We start from the raw sequence: 13,269 nt of genomic DNA, 5'->3' as shown, positions 1-13,269 counted from the left end.
ATGGCAAAAAAATCAATGGTAGCCAAGGCGAAACGCCCCGCTAAATTTAGCACTCGCGCATATACCAGATGTCAAATTTGCGGTCGTCCGCACTCCGTTTATAAAGATTTTGGAATTTGTCGCGTTTGCCTTCGCAAGATGGCAAACGAGGGCTTGATCCCGGGTCTAAAAAAAGCAAGCTGGTAAGGAGAAGAGATGATTAACGATCTTATTTCAGATGGACTAACTCGCATCAGAAATGCTGCGATGCGAAGGCTAGATACGACTAAGCTTTTTCACTCAAACGTAGTCGAGGCTATGCTTAAAATTTTAGCTGAGAAGGGCTATATCGAGAGCTACAACGTAGTAGAGGAAAACAATAAAAAGATCATCAACGTAGTGCTTAAATATGACGAAAAAGGCAGGAGCGTGATAAACGAAGTTAAAAGAATTTCGACTCCGGGCCGCCGCGTATATCAAGGCAAAGACGAGATCAAGCGCTTCAAAAACGGCTACGGAACCGTTGTCGTTAGCACAAGTAAAGGCGTTATGAGCGGTATCGACGCGCACAAAGCGGGCGTCGGCGGCGAAGTGCTTTGCACGATCTGGTAAGAAGTTTCTACTTTTTATGGCATTGTGGTATCCATTCGTAAAAGTAGACATACCCTAGACAAATAAAAAGGAAAATTATGTCAAGAATTGGTAAAAAACCGATCTCTATTCCAAGCGGCTTAGAGGTCAAAATAGACGGCTCGTCGTTAAAATTTAAAAAATCGAATAACGAAAAAGAGCTTGATTTAAAAGGTCATGTTGATGTAAAAATCGAAGACGGAAAGATAGAATTCTCACCTAAGGGCGAGGATAGACAGAGCAGGGCGTATTGGGGAACATACCGTGCTTTAGCCAACAATATCGTCCTTGGTCTTACCGAGGGGTTTTCAAAACAGCTTGAAATCAACGGCGTCGGCTATAGAGCCGCGATGAAGGGCAAGGTGCTTGAGCTAAATTTGGGCTTTTCGCATCCGATAAATTTTGAATCTCCAAAAGGAATCGAAATTTCCGTAGATAAAAACGTTGTAACCATCAAAGGCGACGACAAGCAGCAAGTAGGTCAAGTAGCAGCCGAGATCAGAGGATTCAGACCGCCTGAGCCGTACAAGGGTAAAGGCATCAAGTATCTTGAAGAGCATATCATCCGCAAAGCCGGAAAAACAGCTAAGAAATAAGGGTTGAGAAATGACACAGAACGTATTAAAAAGAAAGATCTCTTTAAGAATCAAGAGAAAAAGAAGAATTCGCGCTAAAATTTCAGGCGTCGCATCTTGCCCTAGAATTTCTATTTTCAAATCCAATAGGACAGTTTACGCTCAGGCTATCGACGACGCGGCGAGCGCGACTTTGTGCGCTAGCAGCGGTAAGGTTTTAAATTTAAAGGCAAACAAAGAGGGCGCGGCTAGCCTAGCTAAAGATTTGGCTTCCAAGCTAAGGGATAAAGGCATCTCCGAGGCGATTTTCGATCGCAATGGCTATTTGTATCATGGCGTAATCGCAAGCTTTGCCGAGTCGCTACGCCAAAACGGCATCAAACTATAACCCAAAGGAATGATTGTGGAAAAGTATAATAGAGAAGAATTCGAAGAGGTAATCGTCAATATCGGTAGGGTTACAAAGGTCGTTAAAGGCGGTAGAAGGTTTAGGTTTACGGCTCTTATCGTAGTAGGCAATAGAAACGGCCTAGTGGGCTTTGGCTTTGGCAAGTCCAAAGAGGTTCCAGATGCGATTAAAAAAGCGGTAGACGATGCGTTTAAAAATATCATCAAGGTAAATTTAAACGGCTCCACTATCACTCACGATATCGAAGTTAAATACAATGCGAGCAAAATTTTACTTAAGCCGGCGAGCGAAGGTACCGGCGTTATCGCAGGTGGTTCAGTCCGCCCAGTTTTAGAGCTTGCGGGTGTTAAAGATATCCTCACCAAATCGCTAGGTTCGAATAACTCCTCAAATGTCGTAAGAGCTACGATGAAAGCTCTTAGCATGTTAAAACACTAACAAGGATAAAAGATGGGATTAGAAAATCTTAAAAAAGCCCCAGGCTCGACTCACGCTACTAAGCGCTTGGGTCGCGGTCAAGGAAGCGGCCTAGGTAAAACTGCAGGTCGCGGCGGCAAGGGCCAGACTGCGCGTACCGGCTCTCATGAAAAAAGAGGCTTCGAGGGCGGTCAGCAGCCGATTCAGCGAAGGCTTCCAAAGGTAGGTTTTACTTCTAAATTTGAAAAGCCTTACGTGATCAATGTCGATAAAATCGAAGCTATCAAAGATCTTCTTAGTGAGATTACGATCGAAAGCATCAAATCCGTTCATAAAATTTCAAATTCCGTTAAAAAGATCAAGCTGATCGGCGTAGGCGCAAAAGCGCTCGCGAGCAAGATCAAAGACGAGAACGTAAAGTATAGCGGACAAAAATAATGAATAAATCGCTACGCAACAAAATTCTCATTACTTTGGGCTTTCTTTTTGCCTATAGGTTGCTAGCTTACGTGCCGGTTCCGGGAGTGGACGTTGAGGTTATAAAACAATTTTTTCAAAACAATAGCAACAACGCTTTTGGAATGTTTAATATGTTTAGCGGTAACGCGGCGGAGCGATTCAGCGTTATCTCGCTAGGCATTATGCCTTATATTACCGCTTCTATCATTATGGAGCTGCTCGCCGCAACCTTTCCAAATTTAGGTAAACTCAAAAAAGAGCGCGACGGTATGCAGAAATATATGCAAATCATCCGATACGCTACCATAGCGATTGCTATGGTTCAATCCATCGGTGTTAGCATCGGCTTGCAGGGCATCCACGGACAAACCGGAGCGCCTGCGATAATGGCAGAGAATACCAACGAGTTTGTTTTTATCTCGTGCATTTCGATGCTGGCAGGCACCATGCTTTTGATGTGGATCGGCGAACAAATTACGCAACGCGGCGTCGGTAACGGCACCAGCCTTATTATTTTTGCAGGTATCGTAAGCGCCATCCCTAGAGCGATCGGAAGTACCGTAAATTTAGTAAATACTGGCGAGATGAACGTTTTAAAGCTAATCGCGATCGTGCTAATTATCCTGGCTACTATCGGTGCAATTTTATATGTGGAGCTAGGCGAACGCAGAATTCCGGTATCGTTTTCGCGCAAGGTATTGATGGCGAATCAAAACAAGCGCATTATGAATTACGTGCCGATCAAGCTAAATTTAAGTGGCGTCATTCCGCCTATTTTTGCAAGCGCGATTTTGATGTTTCCGACTACAATTTTACAGGCAAGCACCAATCCAATCATCCAAAAGATCCACGATTTCCTAAGCCCTAGCAATTACTTCTTTAACTTTTTGACCTTTGTGTTAGTTATATTTTTCGCTTATTTTTATGCGTCAATTGCTTTTAATTCCAAGGATATTAGCGAAAATTTAAAGAAGCAGGGCGGATTTATCCCGGGCATTCGTCCGGGCGAGGGAACGGCGAGCTTCTTAAACGAAGTTGCTAGCCGCCTTACATTCTGGGGCTCGATCTATCTCGGGCTAGTAACCGTCATCCCGTGGCTGCTCGTTAAATTTATGGGCGTGCCGTTTTATTTCGGCGGTACCAGCGTGCTGATCGTCGTCTCCGTCGCTCTTGATACGATGAGACGCATCGAAGCGCAGATCTATATGAACAAATATCAGACCCTAAGCGCGGTCGGGCTATAAATGGCGATTTTACTTAAAACAAAAAAAGATTTAGAGGGGCTGCGTGCAGCGAATAGGATCGTCGCGCAGGCCCTTGATTATGCAGCTTCATTCATAAAGCCGGGTCTTAGCCTGCTCGAAGTCGATAAGAAGATCGACGATTTCATCACCTCTAAGGGTGCGTACCCGGCTTTTAAAGGGCTATACGGCTTTCCAAATGCCGCCTGCCTCTCGTTAAACGAGGTCATCATCCATGGAATCCCAGACGAAACGATCCTGCAAGAGGGCGATATCTTAGGCGTCGATCTGGGCTCCAAACTAAACGGATATTTCGGCGACAGCGCACGCACTCTGCCCGTCGGTAAAATTTCAAAAGCCGACGAAGATCTCATCGCATGCAGCAAGGATACGCTGGAGTTTGCCATCAAAACGATCAGGGTAGGGATGCACTTCAAAGAGCTAAGCTTCGAGATCGAGAAATTTATCCGCGCGCGCGGTTTTGTGCCGCTATACGGCTTCTGCGGTCACGGCATCGGCAAGCACCCACACGAAGAGCCTGAGATCCCAAACTATTTGGAGGGCAACAATCCAAAATCAGGTCCTAAAATCAAAAACGGCATGGTCTTTTGCATTGAGCCGATGATCTGCCAAAAGGACGGCACGCCGGTCATCGCCGAGGATAAGTGGAGTACGAGAAGCAAGGATGGGCTTCGCACTAGCCACTACGAGCACTGCATGGCGGTTTTCGACGGTAAGGTAGAAGTCCTAAGCGTCGCATAGAATTTCCGCGCAAAAGCTGGCTCAGCCTAGTTAAAATTTTTTCACTTTGTCGGTGCGAAATTTTGCCCGCGATCGGTCTTTGATAATTTTACACTGCTCGTGTCGTAGAATTTTACTCCAGTCGCTTAATGCATAAATTTTATCCAAAGACCGTTTGAAGCTTATCGCACTAGAAATTTTAAAATCTATTGCGACGGTTTGCGGGGTCCGGCCGCAAAATTTTAAGGGTTGGATTTTAGCTCATGCTTTCTGTTTTTAAAGCCTCGTTTTGTAGTTTCGCTCATAGATCTGCTTTCAATTAAAATTTCGCCTCAAAATTTCGCCGTTCAATTCCATGCCCCGTATCTTTAAATTTAACTGTAAAATTTGAAGCGTAAAAGCGCGCAAGTAAGCGAGCTCAAAGCTTTAAGCGGCTAAGATTGCGCCTTGATTTTAAAGCGAAAATATGCCGCGCTATGTGAAGTACGCGTCGTCGCGTCCTTTCGTACGAGGCAGGAAAGTAAAATGAGAGAAAAATTTTATGTAGCGCTAGCAAATATAGGCGGACTTATGGTGCGGACGAAGGCGGGCAGGCTCATAGCGCGCTTGCTTATGAAAATCGACCGCGGCTTTTTTGCCGCGCTGCGCGAACGTCCCGTATGGAGGGTGTTTTGGCTAGCGACGGCGCTATGCTTGCTCGCGTGCTGGGCTAAGATACATTATCAGATTAACGGCCCCATCTTTGCCTACATCGCCGAGAGCTTTCCCGTGGTATTCATCATAAATTTACTCATCTTTCACCTCTGCTATCTGCTTAGCGGGCGATTTTTTAAGCTCGTTTCGTTCGTGTTACTAGCGCTGATTGCGCTGATTGCGAGCGCAGCTTTGTTTTTGATCGTAAATTTCGACTCAAGCTTCAACGTCGTGGCGATCGACGCGATCGTTCATACCGACGCAGCCGAGACGCGCGAGTTTGTTTCGCAGTTTCTTAACCCCGCAACGATTTTATATTTAGCGGTGCTGCTCGGCTGCATTTGTGCGGCGCTAAAAGCGGGGCAGAGAAAGGAGGAGCAAACGCATAGCCGCCTAAGATTGCTGCTAGCGGCGCTTTATCTTATCTATGGAACGATCTTTTGCGCCGATATCGCCGTTAAAGCTTTTCAGGGCAAGCAGAGCTATATAACCAAGCTATCGCAATACGTCCCGCTGGAGTTTGCCTTTACGATAAAAGACTATCTGAGCGATAAAAATTTCATCACCGATATGCGCGAAGTGCAGCTCGGATATGACGAGGCCAAGCGCGCGAACGAAAGCGTTTTAAAAGGCAGCGCAAATTCAGATCCGCAAGGCGCCGCCTCGGGCTCCGCGTCTGAAAATTCCACGCCCGCATCAAGCGCACAGGCGCAAAATTACGGCGCAAATTTAAATTCTACGCTCGCCCCAGGCGCTGAGCCGCAGAGTTGGGGCAAGACTTTAAATTCTGCGCCGCAAAGCCCCAGCGTGATTTCAAATTCTAAAAACCCTGAGGCCGCTACAAACCCCGCCTTGCAAAAGTCTCGCGTCAAAAATATCATCCTAATAATCGGTGAGAGCTTGCAGCGCGGGCATATGTCGCTCTACGGCTACGGCATTAAAAATACACCGCTTTTGGAGGGTCTCGAGGCGAGCGGCAATCTGATAAAATTTGGCGATACAATCTCGCCTTACGGCACGACTAATCAGGTGCTGATGCGGCTTTTAAATTTCAGCGATTACGAAAGCGAGCGCAAAAGGGCGTGGTTTCGCAACCTTAGCATCATCGATATGTTTAAGCTAAGTGGCTACCGCACCTTTTGGATTAGCAATCAAGAGGCTTTCGGCGCACATGCGTTAAGTGCTAAAAGCGCTGCCGATCGCGCGGACGCGGAATCCTTCCTCTCAAAGAGCAATCTTTATGAAACCGTCCGCATCAAGCCTGACGGAGTGCTGCTTCCACTCATAAATCAGGCGAAAGCGGGGCAGAGCGAGCGAAACTTCTACGTGATCCATCTCATCGGCAGCCACATGGATTACAGCCTGCGCTATCCCGAGGGATTTGGCAAGTTTAGCGCGGCGGATGTAAAGGCAAAACTTACTTCCAAGCAGAAAGATGTCGTCGCGTATTACGACAACAGTGTGCTTTACAATGATTTTGTCATAAATGAAATTTTTAAAATTTTCTCCGGCGACGACAGCCTCATCGTCTATCTTAGCGATCACGGCGAGAATTTATATGAAAATGGACGCCTTGGGCACGGCATGGAGAGCCGCTTTACTTACGAAATTCCGTTGCTTTTTATAGCCTCGCGCGAGTTTTTGAGCGATCATGCTAGGCTGTGGCAGAGGCTAGCTGCGGCGAAAGATAAGCCTTTTATGAGCGATGATTTAGCGCATCTGCTAGCAGATATCATCGGTGTCGCGCCGCTTGAGTTTGACGAGCACAAAAGTCCGATACGAGCGGATTTCAATGCTTCGCGCAAGCGAATTGCTAACGGAGTCGATTATGACGAGAAATTAAAAAGCGCAAAGGGCTACGAGTTCGAGTAACAGATGAGTTTTGCTTTTATGCCGTTACATGCTGCATAAAATAGGAATTAGTATGTCCTGCTTTTTGATTTGTTCATCAAATTCAGATTAAAATTTGCGCCACTCCAATGGCTACGCTGATAAAAAGGCGCGCGCTTGCTAGATTTGAGATCAAATTTATGCGTCGCGGCTAGCTCTTCTTCTTTACCTCATCCATATACGAGTAAATCGTGACTTTCTGCGTCCTAAGCGCCTTTGCGACGAGCTCCACCGCACCTTTTACCTCAAAAATTCCTTTTTGCGCGAGGGATTTTACGATACGCTTTCGATCCTCTTTCTTCATCCGCTCTACATCCAGATCGTGCGTAGCCGATGCGATAAGGTCCTGGACGATATCAAGGATATTTTGCTGCGAATCGTTAGAGTTTTTTGCTTCTAAATTTACGCTGTCATTTGAGCTCGCTTCATCTAATGCCGCGTTATCGCAGCCTCCGTCGGTAAAATTTGCGCCCTGCAGCTCCTTGCTATCGAGCTTTGCATTCGGCAGCAGATTTTTTATTGCTTTGTATGCCGCGATGGCGCTTGAAGTATCGATATTTACACATAGCGCGCCTACTACTTTGCCGTCTGCGCCGCGGATCAGCGAAGTCGAGGAGCGTATGAGCTTGCCGTTTTGCGCGGTGAAGTAGTAGTTTGCGGTGCAGTCGTTTTCAAAATTTTTGCTTAGCAACACGTCCTTTACCAGATGATCGAAGCTTTGACCGATCCTCCTACCCGTTACGTCGCCGAGGACGAAAACGACGGAGTTTTGCGGCGTGCTCATATCGTGGATGACTACTTCGCAATCGCCGATCGTATTTTTAATAAGGTGCGCGGTCGGTATAAAGGTTTGCAAAAGTTGGTTCAATTCGGACCCCTGAAATTTCATATAAAAAAATCTATAAATTTAGATTAAATTTTAAAATTTTTGCAAATTTATAGAAATATTTATATATCTTTAATAAATTTAGAGTAAAATTATATAAAATTTTATATGCAAAGGAGCTTAAATGAAAGAAATTTACCCAAGCGGTTTCGCGCCGAAAAAGGCGCATTATGCGCCGGGCATCTTAGACGACGACGGCACGCTCTACGTCTCGGGGCAGCTAAGCGTGGATCCGCGCACAGGAGCTATCCCGAAGGGTCTTGCCGCGCAGACCGCGCAGGCTCTAAGCAACGTCGCGGCAGTGCTGGCCGCCGCGGGCGCGGATAAAAACGACGTGCGGATATGCCACGTCTATACGCCTGACGTCGCGAATTGGGACGTGATCGACGAGCAGTACGCGCTGTTTTTCGGCGCGCACAAGCCCGCTCGCGTCGTGGTGCCGACTACGGCTTTACACTTCGGCTGCCTCGTAGAGATCGAGGCCGTCGCAAAAATCAAAGAGAAAAAGTAGGAGCGAAAATGAGCGATTTCATCTGCACGGGCTGCGGCAAGCACGCGCCCATCGATACTTTGCACTATAAATGCGACTGCGGCGGGCTGTATAAACTAAACTCCGATGCGCCTAAATTTAACCCCGCGCTCGTAGATCAAAGCGAGTTTAGCATCTTTAGATACCGCAGGTTTATGGGCATCGATACGGCTAAATTTAAAGAAATTTCGATGGGCGAGGGGCTCACGGCGAGCGTGAAATTCGGCGAAGACCTCTATCTCAAGCTTGATTACGCGATGCCTACGCTTTCGTTTAAAGATCGCGGCGCGGCGGTTTTGGTGCTGCATGCCAAAAATATCGGCGTGAAAAAGGTGCTGCAAGACTCCAGTGGCAACGCTGGTAATGCCGTAGCGGCGTATTGCGCTCGCGCGGGCATTGAGTGCGAAATTTACGTCCCGAAGGGCACGTCGCCCAAAAAGATCGATATGATCAAAAGCCACGGCGCGCACGTCACGGTGTTTGACGGTAGCCGCGACGAGACGGCGGATGCGTGCCGCAAAAAGGCAGCGCAGGAGCAGATCTATTACGCTAACCACGTTTATAATCCGATCTTTTACGAGGGCACGAAGAGCTACATTTATGAGATCTACGAGCAGCTGGGCAGGGTGCCGCGCAATATCTTCATCCCCGTGGGCAACGGCACGCTACTACTAGGCGCTCAAGCGGCGCTGGGCGAGCTATATGAGGGCGGCTTTATCGAGGCGCTGCCGAAAATTTTCATCGTTCAGAGCGAGCGTTGCGCCCCGCTTTTTGACGCTAAAGGTGCGGCGCGCGAGACCAGGCCGCAGCCGACGCTAGCGGAGGGTATCGCGATCGCAAGACCGATGCGCGCGGGCGAAATTCTTGGCTCTAGCTACGCGGGCGAGCGCGAGGTGATCTTGGCGAGTGAGAGCGACATACTGCCCGCCAGAGCGGCGCTTGCGCGCGGCGGATTTTACGTCGAGCACACGACCGCGGCTACCTACGCGGCATATCTGCGCTACAAAGAGAGCCGCGATCTGCAAGGAGATAGCATTATCCCGCTTTGCGGCGCTGGACTGAAGAGCGATCATTAAATTTAAGCGCTCGGCGTGGAATTTACGCGGCTAGCTAGCGGCGAGGAATTTTAAATCCCGCCGCTTTAAATTTAGCGAGTTTATGAGCCGATGTTTTAGCGGAATATTTAAAATTTACGGCGCATAGGCTTTTAAATTTAAACTTGTATCGAGGCGCTAAGACGAGTCTCTGTTTTGTTCGATGCGGTTATATGGGCGCATTTTTTATGAGCAACTTTGCTGCTAGCTGGATTTGTAAAATTTTATCTGTCGATAGCTGGACGGCTGCCATATAAATTTAAATCACGATCAAAATTTTATAAAAACTAATCTGCAATGTGCGGCTACCATCTACCCATTTCATTTATAAAATTTGGACGTTTTATCGCTTTTAGCTAGCGAGCCTCTACGCAGATGATAAATTTATGCGGTTATTTCGAGTTTTCTTTAGCAATACGCGTAAATTTAAGCACGAATTCGCTTTTTGCGGCAGTATAGGCGTCTCGGTCGAACTCGAAACGCTTACAAAGCTCTAATTTGAGCGCCTCATACCGCTCGGCGATATCAGCATTCGCCCGCAAAAAATCTCTAAAAAATATCTCATCTGTATCGCCGAAATTTCGCATATGCACGTGAAAAACGCGCTCGGCAAATCCTGCTTCGGTGTAGCCCTTATTTAGACTGCAGCGGCTCTTGCTTTCGCTCATTAGCAGATAGCCAGCCTCTACCAGGCGCTGCTTGGCGGTGGAAATATCCGAGCACTCGATCAAAATATCTACAATTGGCTTCGCCCGGATCCCGCTTACCGCGGTGCTGCCGATATGGTGGATCTTGATCTCGCCATGATCTTGCAGCAGGCCGCGCAGAATTTCGCGCTCCTGCCTAAAGTATTCGCTCCAGCGCGGATCGTGCGGCACTAGACGTATCGGAAAGAGCCGCCACAGCTCTTGCAGGCTCATCGAAAGGAGTTTATTGCTCATCTAGCTCCCGAGTGTTGGGTGAAATTTGAATGAATGGCGGGTAGATAGGGATTCGAACCCCAGAAGGCTGACGCCTTACGCGCTTTCGAGGCGCGCTCCTTCGACCGCTCGGACATCTACCCGAATGAAAATGTAATTTAAGCTAAAAATGGCTTAATAACAGATTTAAAAATAAAATTCCGCGTGAAATTTCGCCTGATTTTGCGGGCGGAAGGGTGGAATTCAACGGCGCAAATTTAGATTTTGTTTTAAACCACGGCTTAAGGTACGACTCGGTGCGGCTTTGGGCATAAAATTTGCTTTCGCGCGTAGTTTTGGGCACGGAATTTACCGCTTTATGGATGAAATTTTACGCAAAAGCATATCGTCGCGGCGGCGAAAAATCACCCGCCGTTTATAAATTTCATGCGCCGCCCTACAAAACCGAGATGAAAATTTTGATCTCGTCTCCGCCGTAAAACTCAAAATCCGTTCCAAACACTCTTTTTAGTTCGCCGGCCTCAAAAAAGCTCCAAATTTTGCTCCAAAACTTTGCTACGTTTTGCGGCTCATTTGGGAAACTAAAAACGGCGTATTTGCCGCTTTTGATCTCCAAGGTTTCGTCGCTGCGGGGCGCTTTGGTGCCGATAAATATATCGTAAAGCCCGTCGTTGCCGTCTTCGTAATCATAATAGACGCCGTAGATCTCGCTCTGCCCGTCATAGCACTCTTTCATAAATTTTACCCACAGTGCGGGAATTTTACCGCTCCCGCCTAGCTCGTCCGCATTTTTCGTGCGGGCTTTTAACCCATAAATTTTAAATCCGTCTAAATACGAAATTTTGATTTTTTCGCTCAAATTTTACCCTTTTCGCTACTGCTCTAAAAGCCCCCTTGCTTCTTTTGCGATCGCGACGTCGGTGAAGCCGAAAAGCTTAAATAGCTCGCTCGCGTTGCCGCTCTCGCCGAAGCTTTGCATGCCGTGTACCGCGTCTGCAAATTTATACCACTCAAGCGCACTTGCGGCTTCGACGGCTAAAATTTTAGTTTGCGGCTCTAGGATTTGCGCCAGATAATCAGCGTCCTGCTCGCACAAAAGCTCGAAGCACGGCGCGCTTACGACGTTTGCGCCGATGCCTTGCTCTTGCAGGATCGCCGCCGCTTTTAGGCAGAGCGAGACCTCGCTGCCGCTTCCGATGAGCGTGATTTGCGCCTCTTTGCTTTGCCTTAGCAGATACGCGCCGTTTTGCACGTCGCCCAAAACCGCCTTAGGTAGCGGCTCAAGCCCTTGGCGCGAGCAGACGAACGCCGCGGGCGCATTCAGAGCAAGCGCCGTGCGCCAGCATTTTACGTTTTCGTTGCCGTCTGCGGGGCGGAAGGTGTAGAAGTCTGGCATCGCGCGGAAGGTGCTAAGCTGCTCGATAGGCTCGTGCGTAGGTCCATCCTCGCCCACGCCGATGCTGTCGTGCGTGAAGACGAAGTAGTGGCGCAAGCCCATCAGCGCCGCGAGCCGCGAGCCCGTCTTGAGATAATCGCTGAAGATAAAAAACGTCGCGCTGAACGGAATGAAAAGCCCGTATCTCGCGAAGGCGTTGCCGATCGCCGCCATCGCGTGCTCGCGGATGCCGAAGTGTAAATTTTTGCCGCACGGAAAGTCGCCGCCGCCTTTTAGCTCGGTCTTATTCGATGCCGCCAAATCGGCGCTTCCGCCCAAAAAGCCGGGCACCGCGTTTGCGATAGCGTTTAAAATTTTGCCGTTGCTATCGCGCGTGGCGACCTTAAGCCCGTTAAAATCGGGGAATTCTATCTTGCTAAAATCGGGATTTAAAAGCTCGTTTAAAAGCGCTCTTTTTTCATCGCTTAGCTTCGCAAGCTTCTCCTTCCAAAGCCGCTCCTCTAAATCGCCCCTCTCGACCGCAGCGCGCGTCGCAAAAAGCACGTCCTCGCTTACGACGAAGCTTTGGGCGGGATCAAAGCCCAGGCTTTGCTTAGCGCGCGCAAGCAGCTCCTCTCCAAGCGGCGCGCCGTGCGTCTTGGCTGTGCCCTCAAGCTCTAGCGCCCCCTTGCCGATCGTGGTGTTTGCGATGATGAGGTAGGGCTTGGTTTTGTTTTTGACCTCGTCAAGGACGAATTCTATCTGATCGAAATTATGCCCGTCGATGCGCGCGACCTCAAAGCCCTGCGCTTCAAATCGCACCTTCACATCCTCAAACCACGAGATATCGGTGCTACCGTCGATCGTAATGCCATTAGAATCATAAATTATCGTGAGATTATCGAGGTTATGTCTGCCCGCAAGCGCGCACGCTTCGTAGCTGATGCCCTCCTGTAGATCGCCGTCGCCGCAGAAGCAATAGACGCGGTGATCGATGATCTCGTTACCTTCCTCGTTTAGTAGATGCGCGGCGTATTTCGCGGCCATCGCAAATCCGACCGCGTTTGCGACGCCCTGACCGAGCGGTCCGGTAGCGATCTCGACGCCCGGAGTAGTGATCTCCGGGTGGCCCGGGGTTTTGGAGTGTAGGCGCCTGAAGCTTTTCAGATCGTCCATACTCAAATCATATCCGCTAAGATAGAGGTAGCTATACACGAGCGCGCTTGCGTGCCCGCCTGAGAATACGACGCGGTCGCGGTTTAGCCACGCGGGATTTTTGGGGTTGTGGCGGACCTTGCTCATAAAGACGCTCATTACGTCGCTTAGCCCCATCGGCGTGCCGGGATGGCCTGAGTTGGCGCTTTGGATCATATCCGCGCTTAGAAATTTGATCGTATTTGAAATTTTACTTAGCTGCTCGCTCGACATTTT

Annotated in this window: 15 protein-coding genes and 1 tRNA gene; 11 read left to right on the top strand and 5 right to left on the bottom strand. The window is 48.5% G+C overall.

Features of this window, described 5'->3' with window-relative positions; translation table 11 throughout:
* The 9 genes from Q0393_RS03750 (at position 1) to Q0393_RS03710 (ending at position 7,016) form a co-directional block, all read left to right on the top strand.
* Complete coding sequence (locus tag Q0393_RS03750; protein WP_005868990.1) at positions 1-186, top strand: type Z 30S ribosomal protein S14; 186 nt, start codon at positions 1-3, stop codon at positions 184-186.
* 9 nt (positions 187-195) lie between these two features.
* Entirely contained in the window at positions 196-591 is a 396-nt protein-coding gene (gene rpsH / locus Q0393_RS03745; protein ID WP_005868989.1) for a 30S ribosomal protein S8, read from the top strand.
* 77 nt (positions 592-668) lie between these two features.
* Positions 669-1,205 carry a 50S ribosomal protein L6 gene (gene rplF, locus Q0393_RS03740; RefSeq protein ID WP_297941608.1) on the top strand — a complete coding sequence of 179 codons (537 nt, stop codon included), beginning with the start codon at positions 669-671 and terminating at the stop codon, positions 1,203-1,205.
* A 10-nt stretch (positions 1,206-1,215) separates the two neighbouring features.
* Positions 1,216-1,572: a 50S ribosomal protein L18 gene (gene rplR / locus Q0393_RS03735; RefSeq protein WP_298978001.1), complete on the top strand. Its 357-nt coding sequence runs from the start codon at positions 1,216-1,218 to the stop codon at positions 1,570-1,572.
* Between the two features lie 15 nt (positions 1,573-1,587).
* Positions 1,588-2,031, top strand: coding sequence for a 30S ribosomal protein S5 (gene rpsE / locus Q0393_RS03730; protein ID WP_005868986.1), 444 nt, complete (start codon positions 1,588-1,590; stop codon positions 2,029-2,031).
* A gap of 12 nt (positions 2,032-2,043) precedes the next feature.
* Entirely contained in the window at positions 2,044-2,448 is a 405-nt protein-coding gene (rplO, locus tag Q0393_RS03725; protein WP_298978000.1) for a 50S ribosomal protein L15, read from the top strand.
* Positions 2,448-3,713 carry a preprotein translocase subunit SecY gene (secY, locus tag Q0393_RS03720; RefSeq protein ID WP_295150643.1) on the top strand — a complete coding sequence of 422 codons (1,266 nt, stop codon included), beginning with the start codon at positions 2,448-2,450 and terminating at the stop codon, positions 3,711-3,713. The genes rplO and secY overlap by 1 nt, the downstream gene beginning before the upstream one ends.
* The gene (gene map, locus Q0393_RS03715; protein ID WP_297923258.1) at positions 3,714-4,472 is read left to right on the top strand and encodes a type I methionyl aminopeptidase; all 759 of its coding nucleotides are present in this window, start codon (positions 3,714-3,716) and stop codon (positions 4,470-4,472) included.
* Positions 4,473-4,976: 504 nt separating this feature from the next.
* On the top strand, positions 4,977-7,016 hold the full coding sequence (locus Q0393_RS03710; RefSeq protein WP_298977999.1) for a phosphoethanolamine transferase: 2,040 nt from the start codon (positions 4,977-4,979) through the stop codon (positions 7,014-7,016).
* Between the two features lie 169 nt (positions 7,017-7,185).
* Here the strand turns inward: Q0393_RS03710 and Q0393_RS03705 are convergent, their stop codons facing one another.
* A complete protein-coding gene (locus Q0393_RS03705) occupies positions 7,186-7,902 on the bottom strand; it encodes a PAS domain-containing protein (RefSeq protein ID WP_298977998.1) in 717 nt (238 codons plus the stop codon).
* 142 nt (positions 7,903-8,044) lie between these two features.
* Here Q0393_RS03705 and Q0393_RS03700 point away from each other — a divergent pair, with 142 nt between their 5' ends.
* Both Q0393_RS03700 and Q0393_RS03695 read left to right on the top strand, forming a co-directional pair.
* Entirely contained in the window at positions 8,045-8,431 is a 387-nt protein-coding gene (locus tag Q0393_RS03700; protein ID WP_298977997.1) for a RidA family protein, read from the top strand.
* 8 nt (positions 8,432-8,439) lie between these two features.
* Positions 8,440-9,525 (top strand): threonine synthase, encoded by a 1,086-nt coding sequence (locus Q0393_RS03695; RefSeq protein ID WP_298977995.1) that lies wholly within the window; start codon positions 8,440-8,442, stop codon positions 9,523-9,525.
* Positions 9,526-9,935: 410 nt separating this feature from the next.
* On the opposite strand, the gene Q0393_RS03690 is transcribed toward Q0393_RS03695, so the two are convergent.
* From Q0393_RS03690 to tkt, 4 genes are all read right to left on the bottom strand, one after another.
* Positions 9,936-10,484, bottom strand: a complete 549-nt coding sequence (locus tag Q0393_RS03690) for a GrpB family protein (protein WP_298977993.1) — start codon at positions 10,482-10,484, stop codon at positions 9,936-9,938.
* 34 nt (positions 10,485-10,518) lie between these two features.
* A tRNA-Ser gene (locus Q0393_RS03685) sits at positions 10,519-10,606 on the bottom strand.
* A 293-nt stretch (positions 10,607-10,899) separates the two neighbouring features.
* Complete coding sequence (locus Q0393_RS03680; RefSeq protein ID WP_298978019.1) at positions 10,900-11,310, bottom strand: GyrI-like domain-containing protein; 411 nt, start codon at positions 11,308-11,310, stop codon at positions 10,900-10,902.
* A gap of 27 nt (positions 11,311-11,337) precedes the next feature.
* A complete protein-coding gene (tkt, locus tag Q0393_RS03675) occupies positions 11,338-13,266 on the bottom strand; it encodes a transketolase (protein WP_298977991.1) in 1,929 nt (642 codons plus the stop codon).
* Positions 13,267-13,269: the final 3 nt, after the last annotated feature.

This window comes from uncultured Campylobacter sp. (assembly GCF_938015785.1).
Taxonomy (GTDB): Bacteria; Campylobacterota; Campylobacteria; order Campylobacterales; family Campylobacteraceae; genus Campylobacter_B.
This window is presented reverse-complemented; position numbering and strand designations above follow the sequence as displayed.

What these genes read in the sequence shown, in the direction of transcription:
- Q0393_RS03750 (WP_005868990.1), top strand. Translation starts at nt 1, where the DNA reads ATGGCAAAAAAATCAATGGTAGCCAAGGCGAAACGCCCCGCTAAATTT.
- rpsH (WP_005868989.1), top strand. Translation starts at nt 196, where the DNA reads ATGATTAACGATCTTATTTCAGATGGACTAACTCGCATCAGAAATGCT.
- rplF (WP_297941608.1), top strand. Translation starts at nt 669, where the DNA reads ATGTCAAGAATTGGTAAAAAACCGATCTCTATTCCAAGCGGCTTAGAG.
- rplR (WP_298978001.1), top strand. Translation starts at nt 1,216, where the DNA reads ATGACACAGAACGTATTAAAAAGAAAGATCTCTTTAAGAATCAAGAGA.
- rplO (WP_298978000.1), top strand. Translation starts at nt 2,044, where the DNA reads ATGGGATTAGAAAATCTTAAAAAAGCCCCAGGCTCGACTCACGCTACT.
- secY (WP_295150643.1), top strand. Translation starts at nt 2,448, where the DNA reads ATGAATAAATCGCTACGCAACAAAATTCTCATTACTTTGGGCTTTCTT.
- map (WP_297923258.1), top strand. Translation starts at nt 3,714, where the DNA reads ATGGCGATTTTACTTAAAACAAAAAAAGATTTAGAGGGGCTGCGTGCA.
- Q0393_RS03710 (WP_298977999.1), top strand. Translation starts at nt 4,977, where the DNA reads ATGAGAGAAAAATTTTATGTAGCGCTAGCAAATATAGGCGGACTTATG.
- Q0393_RS03700 (WP_298977997.1), top strand. Translation starts at nt 8,045, where the DNA reads ATGAAAGAAATTTACCCAAGCGGTTTCGCGCCGAAAAAGGCGCATTAT.
- Q0393_RS03695 (WP_298977995.1), top strand. Translation starts at nt 8,440, where the DNA reads ATGAGCGATTTCATCTGCACGGGCTGCGGCAAGCACGCGCCCATCGAT.
- Q0393_RS03690 (WP_298977993.1), bottom strand. Translation starts at nt 10,484, where the DNA reads ATGAGCAATAAACTCCTTTCGATGAGCCTGCAAGAGCTGTGGCGGCTC.
- tkt (WP_298977991.1), bottom strand. Translation starts at nt 13,266, where the DNA reads ATGTCGAGCGAGCAGCTAAGTAAAATTTCAAATACGATCAAATTTCTA.